This window comes from Lichenicoccus sp. (assembly GCF_965276875.1).
Lineage (GTDB): Bacteria > Pseudomonadota > Alphaproteobacteria > Acetobacterales > Acetobacteraceae > Lichenicoccus.
In genome coordinates, this window is record NZ_OZ255701.1 from 681,865 (window position 1) to 697,926 (window position 16,062).

At 71.0% G+C, this 16,062-nt stretch carries 15 protein-coding genes; all 15 read left to right on the forward strand.

Annotation, left to right across the window (positions count from 1 at the left end; all coding sequences use genetic code 11):
* The first annotated feature begins 165 nt into the window (after positions 1-165).
* The 15 genes from ACQY4K_RS03375 (at position 166) to ACQY4K_RS03445 (ending at position 15,992) form a co-directional block, all read left to right on the forward strand.
* A complete protein-coding gene (locus tag ACQY4K_RS03375) occupies positions 166-1,122 on the forward strand; it encodes an ArdC family protein (protein WP_428393422.1) in 957 nt (318 codons plus the stop codon).
* Entirely contained in the window at positions 1,122-1,979 is an 858-nt protein-coding gene (locus ACQY4K_RS03380; RefSeq protein WP_428393424.1) for a hypothetical protein, read from the forward strand. The genes ACQY4K_RS03375 and ACQY4K_RS03380 overlap by 1 nt, the downstream gene beginning before the upstream one ends.
* A 184-nt stretch (positions 1,980-2,163) precedes the next feature.
* Positions 2,164-2,463: a DUF4326 domain-containing protein gene (locus ACQY4K_RS03385; RefSeq protein ID WP_428393426.1), complete on the forward strand. Its 300-nt coding sequence runs from the start codon at positions 2,164-2,166 to the stop codon at positions 2,461-2,463.
* A 109-nt stretch (positions 2,464-2,572) separates the two neighbouring features.
* On the forward strand, positions 2,573-2,989 hold the full coding sequence (locus tag ACQY4K_RS03390) for a hypothetical protein (protein WP_428393428.1): 417 nt from the start codon (positions 2,573-2,575) through the stop codon (positions 2,987-2,989).
* 54 nt (positions 2,990-3,043) lie between these two features.
* Positions 3,044-5,158 carry a ParB/RepB/Spo0J family partition protein gene (locus ACQY4K_RS03395; RefSeq protein ID WP_428393429.1) on the forward strand — a complete coding sequence of 705 codons (2,115 nt, stop codon included), beginning with the start codon at positions 3,044-3,046 and terminating at the stop codon, positions 5,156-5,158.
* A gap of 57 nt (positions 5,159-5,215) precedes the next feature.
* Entirely contained in the window at positions 5,216-5,704 is a 489-nt protein-coding gene (locus tag ACQY4K_RS03400; RefSeq protein ID WP_428393431.1) for a DUF6878 family protein, read from the forward strand.
* 10 nt (positions 5,705-5,714) lie between these two features.
* Positions 5,715-6,077: a DUF6915 family protein gene (locus ACQY4K_RS03405; protein ID WP_428393433.1), complete on the forward strand. Its 363-nt coding sequence runs from the start codon at positions 5,715-5,717 to the stop codon at positions 6,075-6,077.
* 70 nt (positions 6,078-6,147) lie between these two features.
* Positions 6,148-6,516, forward strand: a complete 369-nt coding sequence (locus ACQY4K_RS03410; protein WP_428393435.1) for a hypothetical protein — start codon at positions 6,148-6,150, stop codon at positions 6,514-6,516.
* A 76-nt stretch (positions 6,517-6,592) separates the two neighbouring features.
* Complete coding sequence (locus ACQY4K_RS03415) at positions 6,593-7,021, forward strand: hypothetical protein (protein ID WP_428393437.1); 429 nt, start codon at positions 6,593-6,595, stop codon at positions 7,019-7,021.
* An 81-nt stretch (positions 7,022-7,102) separates the two neighbouring features.
* Positions 7,103-7,696: a DUF6927 domain-containing protein gene (locus ACQY4K_RS03420; RefSeq protein ID WP_428393439.1), complete on the forward strand. Its 594-nt coding sequence runs from the start codon at positions 7,103-7,105 to the stop codon at positions 7,694-7,696.
* Positions 7,697-7,869: 173 nt separating this feature from the next.
* Positions 7,870-12,231, forward strand: a complete 4,362-nt coding sequence (locus ACQY4K_RS03425) for a strawberry notch-like NTP hydrolase domain-containing protein (RefSeq protein WP_428393440.1) — start codon at positions 7,870-7,872, stop codon at positions 12,229-12,231.
* Between the two features lie 2 nt (positions 12,232-12,233).
* The gene (locus tag ACQY4K_RS03430) at positions 12,234-13,268 is read left to right on the forward strand and encodes a DUF7146 domain-containing protein (protein WP_428395943.1); all 1,035 of its coding nucleotides are present in this window, start codon (positions 12,234-12,236) and stop codon (positions 13,266-13,268) included.
* A 360-nt stretch (positions 13,269-13,628) separates the two neighbouring features.
* Complete coding sequence (locus ACQY4K_RS03435; protein WP_428393442.1) at positions 13,629-14,570, forward strand: DUF2493 domain-containing protein; 942 nt, start codon at positions 13,629-13,631, stop codon at positions 14,568-14,570.
* Between the two features lie 172 nt (positions 14,571-14,742).
* Positions 14,743-15,516: an alpha/beta fold hydrolase gene (locus ACQY4K_RS03440; RefSeq protein ID WP_428393444.1), complete on the forward strand. Its 774-nt coding sequence runs from the start codon at positions 14,743-14,745 to the stop codon at positions 15,514-15,516.
* A gap of 311 nt (positions 15,517-15,827) precedes the next feature.
* Positions 15,828-15,992, forward strand: coding sequence for a hypothetical protein (locus tag ACQY4K_RS03445; RefSeq protein ID WP_428393446.1), 165 nt, complete (start codon positions 15,828-15,830; stop codon positions 15,990-15,992).
* The last annotated feature ends 70 nt before the right edge of the window (positions 15,993-16,062 follow it).

Genomic DNA, 16,062 nt, shown 5'->3' on the forward strand with positions numbered 1-16,062 from the left:
GGCCGGGCGGGCGTTGCCCCGGCGGCGCCCGTCCGCGCCTCGCCGGCCCCGCCTCGCCCCCGGGCGGGGCCGGTTCGTTCGAGAGGGAGAGGGCCGCGGCTGTCGCCGTGACGGGTCAAGGGTCGGGAGAGAGGCTCCCGGCGGCCCGTCGCGGAGTCCCTCGCGATGCCTCGCGCCTTTTCCCGGCCGGTCCCCGTCGACCGCCCCAACCTCTACGACGAGATCACCACCCGCATCATCACCGAGCTCGAGGCCGGCCGGCTGCCCTGGGTCCAGCCGTGGGGCGCGTCGGGTATCGCCGCCCCGCTCGCCATGCCGAAGAACGCCGCGACCGGCCGCGGCTACTCCGGGATCAACGTCCTGATCCTGTGGGGCGCGGTGGTCGCGCGCAGCTTCTCCTGCCAGAGCTGGCTCACCTTCCGCCAGGCGCTCGGCCTTGGCGGCAGTGTCCGCAAGGGCGAGCGCGGCACCACCGTCGTCTTCGCCGACCGCTTCGTGCCCGACGACGAGCGCCGCCGCTCCCGCGAGACGGGCGAGGACGCCCAGGCGATCCCGTTCCTCAAGCGCTTCATCGTCTTCTCGACCGACCAGTGCGAAGGCCTGCCCGAGGATTTCGTCACCGCGCCGCCGCCGGTGCCCGAGGGCCTGATCCTGCCGGAGGTCGAGGCGCTGATCCGCGCCAGCGGCGCCAACGTCCGTCTCGGCGGCGACAAGGCCTTCTACGCGACCAGCCTAGACTACATCCAGGTGCCCCGGCCCGAGGCCTATTTCGAGCCGATCAATTGGCACCGGACCGCGCTGCATGAGCTCGGCCACTGGTCAGGGGCCGCGCACCGACTCGACCGCGACCTGTCGGGCGGCTTCGGTTCGGCCAAGTATGCGCGCGAGGAGCTGGTTGCCGAACTCTGCGCCGCCTTCACCTGCGCGACGTTCGGCATCACCCCGACCGTGCGGCACGCCGACTATCTCGGCTCGTGGCTGGAAGTGCTGCGCGAAGATAACCGCGCGATCGTCCGCGCCGCGTCGGCCGCCTCGAAAGCCGCCGACGATCTGCTCGCCTTCCGACCGGGCGCCGACCAGCCCGCCACAGCGATCGCGGACGACGAGCGGGAGGCGGCGTGATGGGCGTCGCCTCGGCAGATGCCAACGGGCGCGAGGACGGCATCCGCCTGCGCGTGCTCAGCCTGGGCGCGGGCGTGCAGTCGACGACGCTGGCGTTGATGGCCGCGCACGGCGAGATCGCACCGATGCCCGACTGCGCCATCTTCGCCGATACCGGCTCGGAGCCGCGCGCGGTCTACGACCACCTGGCGTGGCTGCGCTCGCCAAACGTGCTGCCGTTCCCCGTGCATGTGGTCCGCGGCGGTGACATTCGCGCCGACCTGCTGCGCGCCGGCCGGGGCGAGCGCTGGGCGTCGATCCCGGCCTTCACCCGTACCGTCAAGGGCGCACGCTTCGAGATCGGCATGATCCGCCGCCAATGCACCAAGGACTACAAGATTGTGCCGATCCGCCGCGCCGTGCGCGCGCGCCTCGGACTGACACGCCGGCGCTCGCCCGACCACGCGGTCGCCGAACAGTGGATCGGCATCTCGTTCGACGAAGTCGTCCGCATGAAGCCGAGCTTCGAGGCGTGGCAGGTCAACCGCTGGCCGCTCATCGAAGCCCGGATGACGCGCGCCGACTGCCTGCGCTGGCTGACGCGGCACGACTACCCCGTCCCGCCCAAGTCGAGCTGCATCGGCTGCCCGTTCCACGCCGACGCGCTCTGGCGGCAAATGCGCGAGGACGACCCGGACGCCTGGCGCGACGCGGTCGCGATCGACCGCGCGATCCGGACCGGCCTGCGCGGCATCCGAGGCGAAGTCTTCCTGCACCGCTCCGCCATAGCGCTCGACGAGGCCGACCTCTCGACGTCCGAGAATGCGGGGCAGCTCGGTCTCTGGGGCAACGAGTGCGAGGGCCTGTGCGGTGTGTGAACCCGGCGCGTCACCACCGTCGCGGCTCGCAGATGAACGACGATCGGCCAGGCTGGCGGGGTCGCCCGGCCAGTCAACGGCTGCGCCGTTCCCCGCAGCGGATCGCGGCGGTGACGGCCCGGACTTCGGCCCCGCCGGTCGCGGCCGCCGGCGCTCACCCGAGCGTTCGACGAAGGAGGTGACGATGTGCCGGGTTCTGAACAAGCACCGCGACGGCCTGCCGCCCGAGGCCGTCTACATCGGCCGCGGCAGCCGCTGGGGCAATCCGTTCCGGATCGGACCGGACGGAGACCGCGCGACCGTCATCGCGCGACACGAGACGAGGCTGCGCGACCAGCACCAGCTGCTGCGCGCGCTCGGCGAGCTTCGCGGTCGGGATCTGGTGTGCTTCTGCGCCCCGGCGGCCTGCCACGGCGACCTGTTGCTGCGGCTCGCGAACGGCTCCCGCGAGGCGCTGATCGCCTGGTGGCGCGCCGGGCGCTGAGCCGATCGTCAGCATCGCGTGGCCACGCCGCCCTCCGCCCGAGGGCGGCGCTTGCGCCGTGACGGCGAGCGACGGGCACGGGGCTCGGCGCCGTCCCGGAGATACGCCGATGCACGCTTCCGCTTTCCCTTCTTCACGCGACTACGCTGACCCGATCGCCCGCGCGCTCGCGACGCCGGGCGGCCACCTTGCCATCGGCTGGGGCGGCGCGACGCTCTACTACGGCGACGGCTGGATGAGCGGCTGCCTCGTGGACCAGATCAAGGCCGAGGCGATCGCCGCCGGCCTGCCGGTGATCGACAGCCGCGCGATGGCCTTCGACGACGTGTGGCGGCTCGCCGTGCGCGGGCCGATGGTGGCGGTGAACCGGACGCCCTGCCCACCGCCCTGGCACGCGCTCGCTTACGCGCCGCTCGCCGTGGTCGGCGAGGCGTACCGCGCGGCCGGGGCGGAGGTGTTCAACCTCGACCCGCCGGGCGCGGCGGCGACGGCGTTGAGAGGGAGAGGGCGGAGGGGAGGTTCGTGACGGGCTTGAGGGTCGGGAGAGAGGCTCCCGGCCGGCCCGTCATGGAGAACTCCCATGACTTCCGTCCAGAAGATCCATCTCAGCACATCGCGCGACATCCCGTTCAACCGGCTGCGCCTGTCCCAGGCCAACGTCCGCCGGACCAAGGCTGGCGTCTCGATTGAGGACCTCGCCGAGAGCATCGCCCGGCGCGGCCTCCTGCAGGGCTTGAACGTCCGGCCCATCCTCGACGACCAGGGCGCCCCGACCGGCGAATACGAGATCCCGGCCGGGGGCCGGCGGTTCCGCGCGCTCGAACTGCTGGTCAAGGCCCGGCGGCTGGCCAAGACCGTGCCGGTGCCGTGCATCGTTCGCGAGGGCGACGGCGCGATCTCCGCCGAGGAGGACAGCCTGGCCGAGAACGTCGACCGCGAGCCGCTGCACCCGGTCGACCAGTTCCGCGCCTTCCTGATGCTGCGCGAACAGGGCTCGGGCGAGGAGGAGATCGCCGCGCGCTTCTTCACCACGCCCCAGATCGTGCGCCAGCGGCTGAAGCTGGCGGCGGTCTCGGCCAGGCTGCTCGACCTGTATGTCGAGGAGGCCATGACGCTGGAGCAGGTGATGGCGTTCACCGTCACCACCGACCACGCGCGGCAGGAGGCCGTGTGGGACATGCTCGCCAAGGGCTGGAACAAGCAGCCCTACGAGATCCGCCGCGCGCTGACGGCCGGCGCGGTCAAGCCCGGCGACAAGCGCGCGCGCTTCGTCGGCGTCGAGGCCTATGAGGCGGCGGGCGGCGTGTTGCTGCGCGACCTCTTCACCGAGGACGACGGCGGCTGGCTGCAGGACCCCGTGCTGCTCGACCGGCTGGCGTCCGAGGCTCTGGCGCGCGAGGCCGAGACGGTCGCGGCCGAAGGGTGGAAGTGGATGGAGGTCGCGCCCGACTTCGGCTGGGGCCACACCGGCGGCCTGCGCCGGCTGCACGCCGAGAGCCCGCTCAGCGACGACGAGCAGGCGCGCTACGACGCGCTCCGGACCGAGTACGCGCGGATCGAGGAGACCTATTCGGACTCTCCCGACGACCTGCCCGAGGCGGTCGACCAGCGGCTCGGCGAGATCGAGGCGGCGCTGGACGCGTTCACCAGCCGCTCGCCGGTGTTCGATCCCGCCGAGGTCCCGCGTGCGGGCGCGTTCATCTCGATCGACGGCGCGGGCGGGCTGAAGGTCGAACGCGGCTATGTCCGGCCGGAGGACGAGGCGCCGGTCGAAGCGCCCGAGGCCGATCCGTCGGGTAGCGACGCCGAGGTCGCCACTGGATCGACCGGCTTCAACGCCCCGGTGCAGCGGACGGTGATCACCGTCGGCGGCGCGGGCGCGCCCGAGGCCGAGGAGGACGACGTCATCCGGCCGCTACCCGAGCGGCTGCTGACCGAACTTACCGCCCACCGCACGCTGGCGCTTCGCGACGCGCTGGCGAACGACCCGGACGCGGCCTTCCTCGCCGTGCTGCACGCGCTCGCGCTGAAGGCCTTCTACCGCTTCGGCACCCATTCGTGCCTGGAGATCGAGGCCAAGTCGGCGAGCTTCGGCACGCAGGCCCCGGGGCTGAACGACTGCCCCTCGGCGCAGGCGATCACCGCGCGGCACCAGGCGTGGGCGGGGCAGCTGCCCAAGGAGCCGGGCGCGCTCTGGATGACGCTCGGCGGCTTCGACACCGACAGCCGTCAGGCGCTGTTCGCCCATGCCGCGTCGGTGACGGTCAACGCTGTCCACGAAGCGTGGAACCGCGCGCCCGGACGTTCCGCCCACGTCGACCGGCTGGCGCGGGCCGTCGGGCTCGACATGGCCGCGGTCGGCTGGACGCCCGGCGTCGACAACTATCTCGGCCGAGTGACCAAGTCGCGGATCCTCGAAGCGGTGCGCGAGGGCAAGGGCGAGCGCGAGGCGCAGCTGATCGACCACCTGAAGAAGCCGGAGATGGCCAAGGAAGCCGAACGGCTCTTGGCCGACACCGGCTGGGTGCCCGAGCCGCTGCGCACGCCGACCGATGTGCCCGATGACGCGCCGGAGGCCATGGGCGAGCCCGAGGCGCTGCCGGCGTTCCTTGCCGACGAGGACGACGCCGACCTGGCCGACGCCGACCTCGACCCCGAACCGGACTTCGACGCCCAGGCGATCGCCGCCGAGTGACCAACCTTCCGCCCGGGGCGCGATCGCGCTCCGGGCGCCCTTCTCAGGAGAACGATCATGTCAGACGCAGACAGCGGAGCCGCGCCCGCATCGACCCCACCGGCAACCCCGGTCGACTATCTCGCCCGATATTATGCGCGCGAGGGCCTGAAGACCGAGCTTCACCCTGCCAATAAGGCCGCGCTGCTCGACGCACTCGCTGCCGGCGGGATCGTCAGCGTCGTCGTCACCTTCGACGGTTGCGGCGACTCCGGCCAGATCGAGTCGATCGACGCCCGCGACGCGCACGGCGAGATCAGCTTGTCGGAGCTTGAGGTCGATCTGCTCGAACCGGACGCCGACGGCTCGGGCGTCGAGACCGCCAGCGTGCCGATGGCCGAGGCCGTCGAGCGGATCGCCTACGACCTGCTCGAAAGCCTCTACGCCGGGTGGGAGAACAACGACGGCGCCTACGGCGAGTTCACCTTCGACGTGCCGGGCCGCGCGATCACGCTCGACTACAACGGCCGCTACGTCGCGGTCGAAACCTATTCTCACCAGTTCTGAGGAGGCGACGATGGGACATTGCTATCACCACGCCCTCTCGTCGGCGAAGAAATGGGGCGGAACGGCCGAGGACTACATCGCGCTGCATAACTGGTTTGACGAGTCGAAGATGATCGTCGCCGACTTCCGGCACCGCGCGCTCCGGCATCACGCCGAGGGCGTGTTCATGGCGGAGCGCTTCTTCGGCGTGACGCTGACGATCTCGACCGGCCGCGTCGTGCCGGTGCGGCTTATCGGCGAGCAGCACGTCCGCGAGGACCTCGGCTTCGTGCCGAGCTTCGCCGACTGGGTGCGCTGCATCCGCCCCGAACCTTGGATGGGCCGCGCCCAGCCGATCCACCGCGAGGTCGACCCGTTCGCCATCGCGGCCTGACCTCTTCCTTCCCTCAACCCCGACGAAGCCCGGCCCTCGCGCCGGGCTTCGTCGTTTCAGGAGACTTGCCATGAACTGGGAAAAGCCTTGCGGCTATGACGACGCGCAGAAGACCCTCTTCCATTCGACCGCGCGCACCCGGCTGAAGCGGCTCGCGGCTGAACTCGGCCTGCCCGCCGGCAGCTACGACCTCCGTTCGAACAAGGCCGGCGTCGCGGTCTCCGGCGAAGTCACGCTGCACCACGACCAGGTCTACATCCAGGTCGGCCAGTCCTGCATGGGCGCCGGCATGGGCGTGCTCATCCGCACCTGCCGAGGCCGGCGCGATTTCACCGGCGGGATGAACAATTTCGCCCCTCTGGCGCTGCTCGACGACCTCCCGGCGCTCGCCGAGCGCGTGCGGAGGATCGCCCCGCAGCTCGGGCGCCGCGCCGCCTGACGGCGGCGGCATCCCAACTCGCCATCCGACGAAGCCCGGCCCCCGCGCCGGGCTTCGTCGTTTCTGGAGAAGAACAATGGCCGACACCTTCACGCAGTTTTCCTGTTCGCTCGACGTCGGGTCCGCCGAACACGCCACAACCGCCCTCGACCTTCTCGCCGCCATGCAGGAGGGCGACGACGACGAACCGATCTACGGGCTGGAGGTGGCCGTCGATCCGGTCAATCCAGGAACACTGTTCCTGTCGGACGGCGACGGCTTCGGCGACCCCGAGCACGTCATCGCCTTCGTCCTGCGCTGCGCCGAGGTCTTCGACCTGAAGGGCCGCTGGGGCTTCACCTGGTCGCTGACCTGCTCGAAGCCGCGGCTCGACGGCTTCGGCGGCGGCGCGCAACTGCTCGATCTCGGCCAGCGCAAGAGCCTGGCCTGGACCGACTGCGAACACTGGCTCGCCGCCGTGCTCGACCCGGCCACCGACCCGGACGAGGGCGTCGTCTTCGCCTGACGCCGCCTGCCTCACCCGATCCCGAAAGCCCGGCCTTCGCGCCGGGCTTTCGCATTTCCGACCTCACGAAAGGACGCCGCCATGGGCTGGCTCTACATGCAATCGCTGGGCGGCCATTCTGGCCCGCGCCAGTATCTCGACGCGCAGTTCACCTACGAGCGCGCCGACCTGTCCTCGCGCGTGCTGCGCTCGGCGCTGGTCGGCGTACGCGTCTACTACGCCGCCGTCGAGCATTTCGGGGCCACGGGCCGCGAGGTGTTCGGTGTGGTCTGTCTCGGGCGCTACAACCGACGCGACCGGGAGGGCTACATCTTCGGCTACAAAAGCATGGACGAGGGCATGGGACCGAACGAGTCCGATTGCCCGGAAGCCATCCTCGACCTGCTGACCCCGACCGACCGGCCCTACGCCATCGCATGGCGCGAACGCTGCCGCGCGAACGCCGCCGCACGGCAGAGGCTGTCGGCCAAGCCGAAGCCGCAACCGGGCCAGACAATCGTGTTCGACCCGCCTTTGCGCTTCGCCGACGGCCGCTGCCACGCGCGGCTGCAGGTCGTCGCCAACCCGCGCAGCAACCGCACCGTGCTGTTCCGCGACCCTGCGGGCGGCGGGCTCTATCGCATCCCCAACGTCAAGGGCCGCGAGTACCGACTGCTCGATCCGCCGCGACCGTGAGCCCGGCATCAGTGGTCTTCCGCAGGGTCCGGCGCCGTCGCGCCGGACCCTGTCTTCATGCCGGTCTGTCGGCTGGCGAGAGGGAGAGGGACGCCGGGACGGGGTGAGCCGTCCGGGTCGAGAGAGAGCGCCCGACGGTCCGGCCCTGTCCCGCTCTCCAAGGACCCAACTCCATGTCACATCCTTCCTCCGCCGCGCCCGCGGCGTCGCTTCTGCTCGCCTCCGCGCCCTTGGTGGCCGACGCGCTCCTGCGCGCGGCCGAGCTCATCCTGCCCCACCTGGCCGCCGGCCAAACCGTCGACGCCCGCGCGCTGCGCGCGGCGATGGAGGAGGCGTTCGGTCAGTCCGACGCCGAGGGGGCCTGGTCGTGGAAAAACGCCTATGAGGCGGGCGAGGCCGCGCAGGTGCTGTTTCTGCGCCGGTTCGGCCCGGCGATGCGCGCCCGCCCGGCCTTCGCCCAGCTCGCCATGCTGGCGAAGGTCGCGAGCCTGTTGCTGACGCAGACGCGCCGCTCGCAGGAGAGCCAGGCGATGCAGCAGTTCTCGACGCCGCTGCCGCTGGCGTTCGCGGTCGCCGTCGCGGCCGGGATCACGGCGGGCGACCTCGTGCTCGAGCCCTCGGCGGGCACCGGCCTCCTCGCCATCTTCGCCGAGCTCGCGGGCGCGAGCCTCGCCCTGAACGAACTGGCCGAGACCCGCGCGGACCTCCTCTACCGCCTCTTTCCGGTCACCCCCGTCACCCGGCACGACGCCGCCTGCATCCACGACCACCTCGACGCCGCCGTGCAGCCGACCGTGGTCCTGATGAACCCGCCGTTCTCGGTCGGCGCGCACGTCGAGGGCCGTGTCGCGGACGCGGCGCTGCGCCATATCGGCTCGGCGCTGGCGCAGCTCGCCCCCAGCGGTCGCCTGGTCGCGATCACCGGCGCTGGCCTCGCACCGGACACCCCGGCCTGGCGCGACGCCTTCGTGCGGCTGCAGGAGCGCGGACGCGTCGTGTTCTCCACTGCGGTCGACGGCCGCGTCTACGCCCGCCACGGCACCACGACCGAGACCCGCCTGACGGTCATCGACCGCGTCCCCGCCGACGATCCGTCCGCCTTTCCGGCCTCCCTCGGCATGGCTCCCGACGTCGCGACCCTGCTCGACTGGGTGACCCGGCTCGTGCCGCCGCGCGCCCCACTCGCGCCGACCCGCACATCCGCATCTCCGGTTCCGCGCAAAGCCGCTTCCGCGACGAAGCCCGTGCGCGCATTGGCCCCGCGCCGAGAGACCGCTGCCAGCGTCGAAGCGGCCGAACTCGCCTACCAGCCCGCCGACGTGGTCGAGCGCGACGCGGGCCGGCTGACCGAGGCGCTCTACGAGCGCTATACGCTCCAGACGATCCGCATCCCGGACGCGCAGCCGCACCCGACGCCGCTGGTTCAGTCGGCCGCGATGGCGTCGGTCGCGCCGCCCGTGCCGAGCTACCGGCCGCACCTGCCGCCGGCCCTAGTCGCGGCGGGGCTCTTGTCCGACGCCCAGCTCGAGACGGTGGTCTATGCGGGCGAGGCGCACGCCGGCCAGCTCGCGGGCGCGTGGACGGTCGACGCCACCTACGATGTCGTGGCCGCTGCGCCCGAAGACGCCAAAGGCGCGGTGCGCTTCCGGCGCGGCTTCATGCTCGGCGACGGCACCGGCGCGGGCAAGGGCCGCCAGGTCGCGGGCGTCATCCTCGACAACTGGCTGAAGGGTCGCCGCCGCGCGCTGTGGGTGTCGAAATCGGACACGCTGATCGAGGACGCACAACGCGACTGGTCCGCGCTCGGCCAGGAGCGGCTGCTGGTCACGCCGCTGTCGCGCTTCCGCCAAGGCACGCCGATCCGGCTGGAGGAGGGTGTCCTCTTCACCACCTACGCCACGCTGCGCTCGGACGCCCGAGACGAGCGTGTCAGCCGCGTCCAGCAGATCGTAGACTGGCTCGGGTCCGACTTCGACGGAGTGCTCATCTTCGACGAGAGCCACGCCATGCAGAACGCCGCCGGCGGCAAGTCCGAGCGCGGCGACCAAGCCCCCTCGCAGCAGGGCCGCGCGGGGCTTCGCCTCCAGCACGCGCTGCCGAACGCGCGCGTGCTCTACGTCTCGGCCACCGGCGCCACCACCGTCCAGAACCTCGCCTATGCCCAGCGGCTGGGCCTGTGGGGCGGTGAGGACTTCCCGTTCGCGACGCGCGGCGAGTTCGTGTCGGCGATCGAGGCGGGCGGCGTCGCGGCAATGGAGGTGCTGGCGCGCGACCTACGCGCGCTCGGCCTCTACACCGCCCGCTCGCTCTCCTACGACGGCGTCGAATACGAGATCGTCGAGCACCCGCTGACGCCCGAGCAGACCCGCATCTACGACGCCTATGCGGGCGCCTTCCAGGTCATCCATCACAACCTCTCGGCAGCCTTGGAGGCGTCGGGCGTCACCGGGACCAACGCCGAGGGCCGGGAGAAGACGCTGAACGCCCAGGCCAAGTCAGCGGCGCGTTCGGCCTTCGAGAGTTCCAAGCAGCGCTTCTTCAACCACCTGATCACGGCGATGAAGACGCCGACGCTGATCGCCGCCGCCGAGGCGGACCTCGCGGCCGGCCACGCTTGCGTGGTGCAGATCGTCTCGACCGGCGAGGCGCTGATGGAGCGCCGCATCGCCGACATCCCCGCCGAGGAATGGGGCGACGTCCAGATCGACATCACCCCGCGCGAATACGTGCTCGACTACCTCGCCCACGCCTTCCCGACCCAGCTCTACGAGCCCTTCACCGACAGCGAAGGCAACCTCGCTTCCCGACCGGTCGTCCGCGACGGACAGCCCGTGCTCTGCCGCGACGCGGTCGAGCGGCGCGACCGGCTGATCGAGCAGCTCGCCGCGCTGCCGCCGGTGCAGGGCGCGCTCGACCAGATCGTCCAGCGGTTCGGGACCGAGCAGGTCGCCGAGGTGACCGGCCGCTCGCGGCGGATCGTCCGCAACCGCGGGGACGACGGCGTCGACCGTCTCGCCATCGAGGGCCGCCCCGGCTCCGCCAATCTCGGCGAGACCCAGGCGTTCATGGACGACGACAAGCGCATCCTTGTCTTCTCGGACGCGGGCGGGACCGGGCGCAGCTACCACGCCGACCTCGGCGCCAGGAACCGGCGGCTGCGCGTTCACTATCTGCTCGAAGCCGGGTGGAAGGCCGACGCCGCCATTCAGGGGCTCGGGCGGACCAACCGCACCAACCAGACGCAGCCGCCGCTGTTCAGGCCGATCGCCACCGACGTGCGCGGCGAGAAGCGCTTCCTCAGCACCATCGCGCGCCGGCTCGACACCCTGGGCGCGATCACCCGCGGCCAGCGCCAGACCGGCGGCCAGGGCCTGTTCCGCGCCGCCGACAACCTGGAGAGCGAGTATGCCCGCGCCGCGCTGCGCCAGCTCTACATGCTGCTCCTGCTCGGCAAGGTCGACGGCTGCTCGCTCGCGCGCTTCGAGGACGCCACCGGCCTGTCGCTCAGGACCAGCGACGGCGCGATCCGCGAGGAGCTGCCGCCGATCACCCAGTTCCTCAACCGCGTGCTCGCGCTCACCATCGCGCTGCAGAACCTCCTGTTCGAGGTGTTCGACGGCCTGCTCGCCGCCCGGATCGAGGGCGCGATCGCGGCGGGGACCTACGACCTCGGCGTCGAGACCGTCACCGCCGAGAGCCTGACGATCGTCGAGCGGCTGACCGTCTACACCCACCCGGCGACGGGCGCGGAGACGCGGGCGTTCACCGTCACGCGCCGCGACCGCACCGCGCCGCTGGGTCTCGACGACGCGCTGGATCGTGCCGCCGAACCCCGCGCGCGGCTGCTGGTCAACGCCCGCTCGGGCCACGCCGCCGTGCAGGTGCCCGCGCCCAGCGTCACCCTCGACGACGGCGAGGTCGAACGGCGCATCCGGCTGCTGCGGCCGATGGAACGGCGCGCCATGCCATTCGAGGCGCTGGCGGGCACGCACTGGCAGGAGGCCGACGGGGCGACCTTCTCGGCCGCCTGGACGGACGAGCTGGCGAAGGTGCCGGCGTTCGTCGACAGCCGCTTCCACATCGTCACCGGCCTGTTGCTGCCGATCTGGCGGCGGCTCCCCGACGACGGCTGCCGCGTCTATCGCCTGCAGACCGACGACGGCGAGCGGGTGATCGGGCGGCTGGTATCGCCCGCCTGGGTCGCCGAGTCGCTCGGGACCGAGGCCCCTGCGGTGGCGCCGGCGGAGGCGTGGACGGCCGTGCTCGACAACGGCGCGCTGCTCCAGCTCGCCGACGGGCTGACGGTACGCCGTTCGCTGGTGATGAATGTCGCCCGGGTCGAGCTGATCGGGTTCACCGACGGCATGGTCGACCGGCTGAAGGCGATGGGGCTGATCTCCGAGATCATCAGCTGGCGGCTGCGGCTGTTCGTGCCGGTCGGGGCGCAGGGACCGACGATCCTGGCGGCGATCCTCGACCGGCACGCGCCGGTGAAGCTGGTCGCCAAGGTTTCGGTCGCGGCGGCGGCGGCGTGACCGTGGACAGCCATGCCGCCGATCTGGCGCACCGTCTCGCGCGCGACGCCGAGGCGGTGTGCCGCACCTATCTCTCCAACGGACGGCGCGAGGGCGGCTACTGGCTGGTGGGCGACGCCGCCAACACAGCGGGCCGCAGCCTTTACGTCCGCCTGCGCGGCCCCGAGTCCGGGAAGGGCGCGGCGGGCAAGTGGACCGACGCCGCGACCGGCGAACATGGCGACCTCCTCGACATTGTGCGCTTGAGCCGCAACCTCGCCGGCGTCGGCGAGGCGATGGACGAGGCGCGCCTGTTCCTCAGCCTGCCGCGCCCTGAGCCGCTGAAGCCCACCCCGGCCCCGCGATCGTCACCCGAAGCATCACGGCGCCTGTTCGCGATGGGACAGCCCCTTCGCGGCACACTGGCCGAAGACTATCTGCGCCAGCGGGGCATCACAGCAGATCTGCGTTCGCTGCCGCTTCGGTTCCATCCGTCCTGCTACTACCAGGTCGGGGAGCATGGACGGCGCGAGAGCCGACCGGCCCTGCTGGCCGCCGTGACCGACCTAGACGGCACGATCATGGGCGTGCATCGCACCTGGCTCGACCCGGCGCAGGCGACGAAGGCGCAGCTCTCGACGCCGCGCAAGGCGATGGGCCAGCTCCTCGGGAACGGCGCGCGGTTCGGCGTCGGCCGCGACGTGCTCGCCGTCGGCGAAGGGCTGGAGACGATGCTGTCGCCGCGGTCGGTCCTGCCCACCATGCCGATGGTCGCCGCGCTCTCGTCCGCCCACCTCGCCGCCCTCCTGTTCGCGCCGGGGCTGCGGCGTCTCTACGTCGTCCGGGACAACGATCGCGCCGGCCGCCATGCGGTGAGGCGACTGCTGGACCGCGAGGACCTGGTCGGGATCGAGCAGCGCGAGCTAGTTCCGGTCGAGGGCGACTTCAACGAGGACTTGCGGCGCCGGGGGACGCAGGCGCTGGTCGAGGCGCTGCGGGAGCAGCTCGCACCGGAGGACGTGACGCGGTTTCTGACGGGCGACGCCGGGAGGCGGTGAGGACTGGACGGCGTGGGGGTGTCGGGCTGACCGCGCGGCCGGTCCTTAGCGTCTGTCCCAGGGTCGGAAGAGCCGCCGCCCACGGCCTTCTGAGAGAGCGATCGGACCGGAGCCGGACCGGGCCGGCAACGGCTGAGGTCGGTTATTTTCCCCGGCCGTGCCGGCCTCCTCGCGCATCAAAATAGCCGCCCCATGCCGTCCTCCGCTGCGCTGCGGCCGCGTGGGCGCACCCCACCCCACGCGACCAGTCGCGTGGGGACCCCGAGGGCGCGCCCTTCGGTGCAAGCCCGGCCCAGCCCCGGTCTTCGTCGCCTGCGAAGGCCGCGATGGGCGCGGCCGATCGACACAAGGACCACCGCCATGAGGACCGACCGCCACAGCGCCGACCACGAACCCCCGCACGCCAGCTCACCCACCGCTCACATCGTCGAGACCCTCGAACTGCACGGCTTCCACCCCGTCCCGGGCGAGCCGGACCCGCGCGCGATGCCCGAACCCCTCACCGTCAGCGGCGCGCTGGCCGACGTTTTCGACGCCCTGGTCTCGACCTTCACCGACACGCCGCTCGAACGCGACCTCGAACAGCTCCTATGGAGCCAGGTCCACGTCTTCCACCGCATGGCCGAGAAGGCGCAGCGCGACCTCGACGACAACGAGGACGCCCAGAAACGCAGCCAGCGCGAGCAGGACGGCAGCGAGGTCAAGTCGGTCGAACTCGAACGGCTCCTCGTCGAAGGACTGGACCGCATCGACCGCCGCGACACCTACGAGGCCATCCGCGACCAGGCCGGCGAGTGGTTCGAGGCGCACTGCGGAACCGCCTGGCGTCCGCTCTCCCGGTCGCTGGTCAACCGCAAGGCGCTGACCGCGGCGGTGATCGACAGCCGCGACTTCCTCTCCGCCAAGCGCCGTGCCGAGACCGAGGTGCTGATCCCCAAGGGCGCCAAGATCGCGTTCGCGGGCGGCCACGAGTTCAACGACCACAAGGCCGTCTGGTCGGCCCTCGACCGGGTCCACGCCAAGCACCCCGACATGGTCTTGCTGCACGGCGGATCGCCCAAGGGCGCCGAGCGCATTGCCGCTTGCTGGGCCGACACCCGCAAGGTGGTGCAGATCGCCTTCAAGCCCGACTGGACGCGCCACAACAAGGCCGCCCCGTTCAAGCGCAACGACGCGATGCTCGCCGTCATGCCGATCGGGGTCGTGCTGTTCCCCGGCTCCGGGATCACGGACAACTTCGCCGACAAGGCCCGCGGCCTCGGCATCCCTTGCTTCGATTTCCGGAAGGGAGGCGGCGCGTGAGCGCCGTTTCCGCTCTCGACAACACTGCCGACGATCGATCGCGTGACCGAGCAGCGGCGAAGCCGCCACGCGCGCAAGAACACGCGCGCAGGAATAGGCGGCGACGGGTTCGTTGGTGGCTTTATGAGCCGATCTCGTGGGTTAGGGTTTACGGCAACCAATAAGGCTCAAGATGAACCATATCCAACGCGGCACAGGACCAAAGCTGCTGCTCATTCACGGCCTTGGCGGAAGTTGGCAATCGTGGAGCACGATCCTCGATGCGCTCAGCGCGCATCGCACTGTGATCGCTGTCGACCTGCCCGGACATGGTGCCACGCCGGCGGAAGCCGATAGCGGGACCTTTGTTGGTCTCGTTGGCAGCGTCGAGCGCTACATCGCGGACGATAGTCTGACGGGGATCGACATTGTCGGCAGCTCGATGGGCGCACGGATCGTCCTCGAACTTGCACGGCGTGGCTGCGTCGGCAATGTGATCGCGCTCGATCCGGGCGGCTTCTGGCGCGGCTGGGAACGAACCTTTTTCAAGGTCACCATCGGGCTGTCGGGCAAATTGCTGCGCGCGATCCGGCCGTTGCTGCCGACACTGAGCCGATATGCCGTGACGCGCACGGCGTTGCTGGCCCAATTGTCCGCGCGGCCATGGGCGCTCGACCCCCACGTCGTGGCGACCGAACTGACGGGTCTCAGCACCACGCCGACGTTCGACGCCCTGGTCGACGATCTTGCCAGGGGCCCCGAGCAGACCGGGCCAGCCGCGTCATCCACCGGTCGTGTCGTGATCGGATGGGGTCGGCAGGATCGGCTTTGCCTGCCCCGTCAGGCGACGCGCGCCAAGGCGGCTTTCCGATCGGCAGATTTGCACTGGTTCCAGTCCAGCGGCCACTTCCCCGCATGGGACATGCCCGACGAGACCGTCGCGGTCTTTCTTGCCACAACGCAGTGACCCTCGAATATCGGTCGCTGAATGACTTCGCCCCAAGCCATGGGTGATTTCGGATCGGCTCCAGTGAACCAGTCTACGCGAGTATGACGTTGACTGGCAGGTCAAGACCGGCTCCTGCCGCGAATACCGCTCCCACTCCCACGCGCTGATCCTTGGTCCGCCCCAGGACCTTTTACGATCAACCCGCGAAGGGTCCGCTAAGCAGAGCTTGCGGCCTGCGGCTTCGCCTTTGGTGATCGCGTTCCCGCGCCGGACACATCGGGCGCCTGTCGAGCGGGGGCGGTCCCCGCTCCGAGACAGGAGCCGGTTCGATGTCCCTTTCCACCGCGCAAGCCCTCGCCTGGAACCTCGCCACCACGTTGATGGCCTGCATCACGCTCTTCAAGGCCGCCGACGGCTACGGCGTGATGCCCTCCTCAGAGTTCGACGGCGACGCCGACACGGTCCTCCATGAATACGATCCGTTCGCTCGTTGATCGGGACCGCATTTGTGACGAACCGCAAATCCGCTTCGGCGGGTTTGCGGCTTTGGGATTCCACGTCCCC

What these genes read in the sequence shown, in the direction of transcription:
- ACQY4K_RS03415 (WP_428393437.1), top strand. Translation starts at nt 6,593, where the DNA reads ATGGCCGACACCTTCACGCAGTTTTCCTGTTCGCTCGACGTCGGGTCC.
- ACQY4K_RS03375 (WP_428393422.1), top strand. Translation starts at nt 166, where the DNA reads ATGCCTCGCGCCTTTTCCCGGCCGGTCCCCGTCGACCGCCCCAACCTC.
- ACQY4K_RS03420 (WP_428393439.1), top strand. Translation starts at nt 7,103, where the DNA reads ATGGGCTGGCTCTACATGCAATCGCTGGGCGGCCATTCTGGCCCGCGC.
- ACQY4K_RS03405 (WP_428393433.1), top strand. Translation starts at nt 5,715, where the DNA reads ATGGGACATTGCTATCACCACGCCCTCTCGTCGGCGAAGAAATGGGGC.
- ACQY4K_RS03390 (WP_428393428.1), top strand. Translation starts at nt 2,573, where the DNA reads ATGCACGCTTCCGCTTTCCCTTCTTCACGCGACTACGCTGACCCGATC.
- ACQY4K_RS03410 (WP_428393435.1), top strand. Translation starts at nt 6,148, where the DNA reads ATGAACTGGGAAAAGCCTTGCGGCTATGACGACGCGCAGAAGACCCTC.
- ACQY4K_RS03395 (WP_428393429.1), top strand. Translation starts at nt 3,044, where the DNA reads ATGACTTCCGTCCAGAAGATCCATCTCAGCACATCGCGCGACATCCCG.
- ACQY4K_RS03440 (WP_428393444.1), top strand. Translation starts at nt 14,743, where the DNA reads ATGAACCATATCCAACGCGGCACAGGACCAAAGCTGCTGCTCATTCAC.
- ACQY4K_RS03380 (WP_428393424.1), top strand. Translation starts at nt 1,122, where the DNA reads ATGGGCGTCGCCTCGGCAGATGCCAACGGGCGCGAGGACGGCATCCGC.
- ACQY4K_RS03445 (WP_428393446.1), top strand. Translation starts at nt 15,828, where the DNA reads ATGTCCCTTTCCACCGCGCAAGCCCTCGCCTGGAACCTCGCCACCACG.
- ACQY4K_RS03385 (WP_428393426.1), top strand. Translation starts at nt 2,164, where the DNA reads ATGTGCCGGGTTCTGAACAAGCACCGCGACGGCCTGCCGCCCGAGGCC.
- ACQY4K_RS03425 (WP_428393440.1), top strand. Translation starts at nt 7,870, where the DNA reads ATGTCACATCCTTCCTCCGCCGCGCCCGCGGCGTCGCTTCTGCTCGCC.
- ACQY4K_RS03435 (WP_428393442.1), top strand. Translation starts at nt 13,629, where the DNA reads ATGAGGACCGACCGCCACAGCGCCGACCACGAACCCCCGCACGCCAGC.
- ACQY4K_RS03400 (WP_428393431.1), top strand. Translation starts at nt 5,216, where the DNA reads ATGTCAGACGCAGACAGCGGAGCCGCGCCCGCATCGACCCCACCGGCA.